At 67.3% G+C, this 3,495-nt stretch carries 6 protein-coding genes; 5 read left to right on the top strand and 1 reads right to left on the bottom strand.

Annotation, left to right across the window (positions count from 1 at the left end):
* The first annotated feature begins 75 nt into the window (after positions 1 to 75).
* From Q0741_RS03905 to Q0741_RS03885, 5 genes are all read left to right on the top strand, one after another.
* Complete coding sequence (locus Q0741_RS03905; RefSeq protein ID WP_367184062.1) at positions 76 to 1,098, top strand: DUF932 domain-containing protein; 1,023 nt, start codon at positions 76 to 78, stop codon at positions 1,096 to 1,098.
* Between the two features lie 152 nt (positions 1,099 to 1,250).
* Complete coding sequence (locus Q0741_RS03900; protein WP_298231883.1) at positions 1,251 to 1,688, top strand: hypothetical protein; 438 nt, start codon at positions 1,251 to 1,253, stop codon at positions 1,686 to 1,688.
* Complete coding sequence (locus tag Q0741_RS03895; RefSeq protein ID WP_298231882.1) at positions 1,685 to 1,969, top strand: hypothetical protein; 285 nt, start codon at positions 1,685 to 1,687, stop codon at positions 1,967 to 1,969. The genes Q0741_RS03900 and Q0741_RS03895 overlap by 4 nt, the downstream gene beginning before the upstream one ends.
* A gap of 109 nt (positions 1,970 to 2,078) precedes the next feature.
* The gene (locus Q0741_RS03890; protein ID WP_298231881.1) at positions 2,079 to 2,396 is read left to right on the top strand and encodes a hypothetical protein; all 318 of its coding nucleotides are present in this window, start codon (positions 2,079 to 2,081) and stop codon (positions 2,394 to 2,396) included.
* A gap of 198 nt (positions 2,397 to 2,594) precedes the next feature.
* Positions 2,595 to 2,903, top strand: a complete 309-nt coding sequence (locus tag Q0741_RS03885; protein ID WP_298231884.1) for a TrfB-related DNA-binding protein — start codon at positions 2,595 to 2,597, stop codon at positions 2,901 to 2,903.
* A 108-nt stretch (positions 2,904 to 3,011) separates the two neighbouring features.
* Here Q0741_RS03885 and Q0741_RS03880 read toward each other — a convergent pair whose 3' ends face one another.
* Positions 3,012 to 3,425, bottom strand: a complete 414-nt coding sequence (locus tag Q0741_RS03880; protein ID WP_298231880.1) for a hypothetical protein — start codon at positions 3,423 to 3,425, stop codon at positions 3,012 to 3,014.
* Positions 3,426 to 3,495: the final 70 nt, after the last annotated feature.

Below are 3,495 nucleotides of genomic sequence, written 5' to 3'. Positions count from 1 at the left end.
CGGGACACTCTACAAAATGGCATTTTGAGTTAAATAATTTATTGTGGATGACTTACCACCACCGGCCGCGCCGCGATTGCCTTTGTCGGTGAGGCCCCCTGGCACAAGCTGGGGCAGCGCCTGACGGATGGCGCCGACCTCGAAACATGGTGCCGTGAAGCCGGGCTCGCGTACACGGTCCAGCGCACGCCGGTCCTGTTCCAGCGTGCCGATGCCGGCGCCGCCGACCGCATCGAGGCGATGGAAGGGCGGGACGTGCTCTATCGCTCGGACTCGGGCAGCGCCCTGAGCGTCGTAAGTCACGGGTACCAGGTGGTTCAGCCGGGCGAGGTCCTGGACTTTTTCGGCAAGCTTGCGCAAGCTGGCGGGTTCGTGCTGGAAACCGCCGGCGCCCTCTCGGACGGCAAGCGGGTCTGGGGGCTGGCGAAGGTCAACGACGGCGCCCCGGTTGTCGGCCAGGACACGGTGCGCCCTTACCTGCTGCTGGCCACAAGCTACGACGGGACGATGGCCACCACCGCCAAGTTCACCGCCATCCGGGTCGTGTGCCACAACACGCTGACGATGGCGGCCGGCACGGGGTTGAACGTCACGGGTGGGCAAACCGAGCAGGACACCACTGAGGGCGCGGTTATGCAGTGCGTGCGCGTGCCGCACATGAAGAAGTTCGACGCGGGCGCCGTGCGCCAGCAACTCGGCATCGTGCTCACCGCGTGGGATCGCTGGCTGGTGCAGGCGCGGCTGCTGGCGCAGGTGGACGTGACGCAGGCGCAGGCCGACAAGTTCATGGCGGACCTGCTGCTGTCGGTCCAGGCCACGCCCAAGGGCCGGCCGCAGCCCGACGTGCACGCGAGCCGCAGCTACAAGCGGCTGATGGACCTCTTTGGCGGCGCGCAGATCGGCGCCGACCTTTGCGGCACCAAGAGTGCATGGGCACTGCTCAATGCGGTCACGGACTACGTGGACCACGAGCGCGGGCGCAGCGACGACACGCGCATGACTTCAGCGTGGTTCGGTGCTGGTGAGGGCCTGAAGCTCAAGGCCTGGGACGCGGTGCGCGAGATCGCGGTCAAGGCTGGCGCGATAGAGCCTGCCTGAGTCGCCTGACCAACCGGCCCGGCCGCGCGCCGGGTCGCCGACCCCTCGCACCGTGCTGGAGCTGCGCCACGACCTGCAGCGCATCGCCAACCTGACCACCACCGGCCAACTGCTGCACGGCGCCCAGGCGCGCCGCCTGAAGGAGCTCCATCATGCCTTACGACCCCATCGCCCCCGGCGTCGGCTACGCGCCCGGCCTGATTCCCCTGGGCAACACCACGGAGCCGATGCTGCAACACACCAAGGGCCGCGACCGCATGACCAACCTGGTTGACGCCATGCGCAGCGACATTCCGCGCAGCGAGCGGCGCGAGATGGCCGAAGGCTGTCTGGATGCGCCGCACATCATCCCGGCCGGCAGCGTGACCCGGTATCTCGACCATTCCGGACGCCTCGGGATGCGGTTCTCGTGGCGCGCTCAACTGGACTGCGGCGCGTTGGCGTGGCTTGTCAAGATCGAGCGCGTGAGCGCGCAGCGCCGCGACGGCTGCTTCCCTTGCTGGTGGGACACCTGGAATGCATGGGCTGCCCACGCCGCGCAGCACTACCCGCGCGAGTTCTCCGGTGCGTCTGCTGTCCGAGTGCCATGAACACCAGTCTCCCAGGTGCCAAAGGCCAGTGCTGCCGCTGCCAGCACTGGCAGCGCCGCGGCGGCACGCTGGCGCCGGCGGCCATGGGCTGCAGGGCCTTCGAGCGTGAACAGCCCGAGCGCACCGCGGCCCTGCTCGCTGCCGTGGCCGTGGAGTGCTCTAGCCGCGGGGGCTGCCCGGTGTGCGAGCCGCTGCCCGACGAGCCTGATTCCTTCATCGCACGGGATCTGCCGCTGGTGCCTGCGTCCACCGCGGCTTTCACGGGTATTGAAAGGCCCTGAAATGGCGTCATCCACTTCAACGACTGCGTGCGGGGCTTTGCGGCCGCCGTGCGCGGCATCGCAGCCACTGCCCGCCAAGCCTGCGGCCTTGACCGATCCCGCGCGTGCCATGGACACCCACTCTGCGCAAGTCTGCCTCGTGTCTCACGAGGAATTCCGGCAGGCATTGAGGCAGGCTGGCCACGGGCTCGCCGCTGCCCTTGCGTATCGCTACGACGCACGGCGCGACGAGACGGTCTGGAAGATCAACGGCCAGCCTGTAGGCCTCACCGTGGGCCGCATCGGTGCCACGACGGCATGCTTCCTCGCCACGCCGGCGACTGGCACGGACACGGCCGGCCGCGGACAGCCGGTCGAGTCGCTGGCGGCTGCAGTGCTTGGCCAGGTCGCCAGCCTCGATACCGACACCCTGAGGAGAAGCGCATGAGCGCGATTGCTGTTCGGGAGGAGGGGCAGCAAGGCCTGTTCGAGCGGCAGTGCGAGGCGTTGCAAGGCCGCCAGGAGCGCGCGACGCTGCGTGCCCAGCACTAGGCGCTGCAGGACCTGCTGGCGGCGGTGGGGGCCGCGACGACGCTGGCCAAGAAGCTACGCTTGAGGCTGTGATGCAGCAAAGGAAGGCGTGGCGATGGCAAAGGCATCAATGACCGCCGAGGAGTTCGATGTCGTCAGAAAGCGGCTCGTCAAAATGACGCCGGATAACGCGGCAGCCGCACGGAAAGTGCTGGTCGATAGCATACCGCCCATTGAGGTGGCGCAGCAGTGCAACATGTCCAAACAGCGCTTGAATGGCATCCTCAACTCTGTGCGTGCCGCCGCGAATGGCGTGCCCGTAAGCTGGGTACGCGTGGAGGTCTGGGTACCACCAGAACTTGTACAACAGGTGCGTGACATTGAGGAGCGTGCCAAAGCCCAACTCGGTGGCACGCCGCAGTAGTCCAGTTGCGCAATTCGCCGTGATCAATGGAGCGGCCGGTCAAGTGCAGTTGGCTCGCAGCTGCCGCGCTGGTTCAGCGCGGCAGTTCATTGAGCCTAAATCCGGCAGTTACCCCGTCGCAGGAAGGCCGACAGGCACGGGAGAGGCGCGCAAGGACGGCGCGATGCGCTCGCTGATGTAGCGCAGCATCGCGCCCCAGCGGTCTATGTCGCCGAACTGCTCCGCAGCACTGCGCACGTGCTGTAAGGCCGCGCGAACATTGGCGATCAGCGCTTTGACGGTGCTGGAGCGGGCGTGCAGCGGCGTGAGGTACAGCGTGGTCTGGCCGGCATGGCTGGCGGCCTTGCCCACGGCAGCGAGCAGCAGCGGGCGGCTCGTGATGGCCTCCAGCCGCGCACCCGGGTGTGCCGCACGGCAGTACCAACTCCACCAGTTGTAGACCAGCGCGCAGGCCCGAGCGGTGGTCTGACAGCGGTTGAGATCCCGGGTGGTAAAGCCCGACAGACCCCACTGGTTCTTCAACTCGTCGAAGCCGTTTTCGATATCCCATCCGTGATGCCTCTATACGTTTGACCAGCCCCGACGTGCCGCC

The organism is uncultured Azohydromonas sp., from assembly GCF_937926365.1.
In the GTDB taxonomy this organism is placed as follows: Bacteria; Pseudomonadota; Gammaproteobacteria; order Burkholderiales; family Burkholderiaceae_C; genus Azohydromonas.
This window is presented reverse-complemented; position numbering and strand designations above follow the sequence as displayed.

Coding starts and splice junctions, on each gene's coding strand:
- Q0741_RS03900 (WP_298231883.1), top strand. CDS start 1,251: ATGCCTTACGACCCCATCGCCCCCGGCGTCGGCTACGCGCCCGGCCTG.
- Q0741_RS03895 (WP_298231882.1), top strand. CDS start 1,685: ATGAACACCAGTCTCCCAGGTGCCAAAGGCCAGTGCTGCCGCTGCCAG.
- Q0741_RS03890 (WP_298231881.1), top strand. CDS start 2,079: ATGGACACCCACTCTGCGCAAGTCTGCCTCGTGTCTCACGAGGAATTC.
- Q0741_RS03885 (WP_298231884.1), top strand. CDS start 2,595: ATGGCAAAGGCATCAATGACCGCCGAGGAGTTCGATGTCGTCAGAAAG.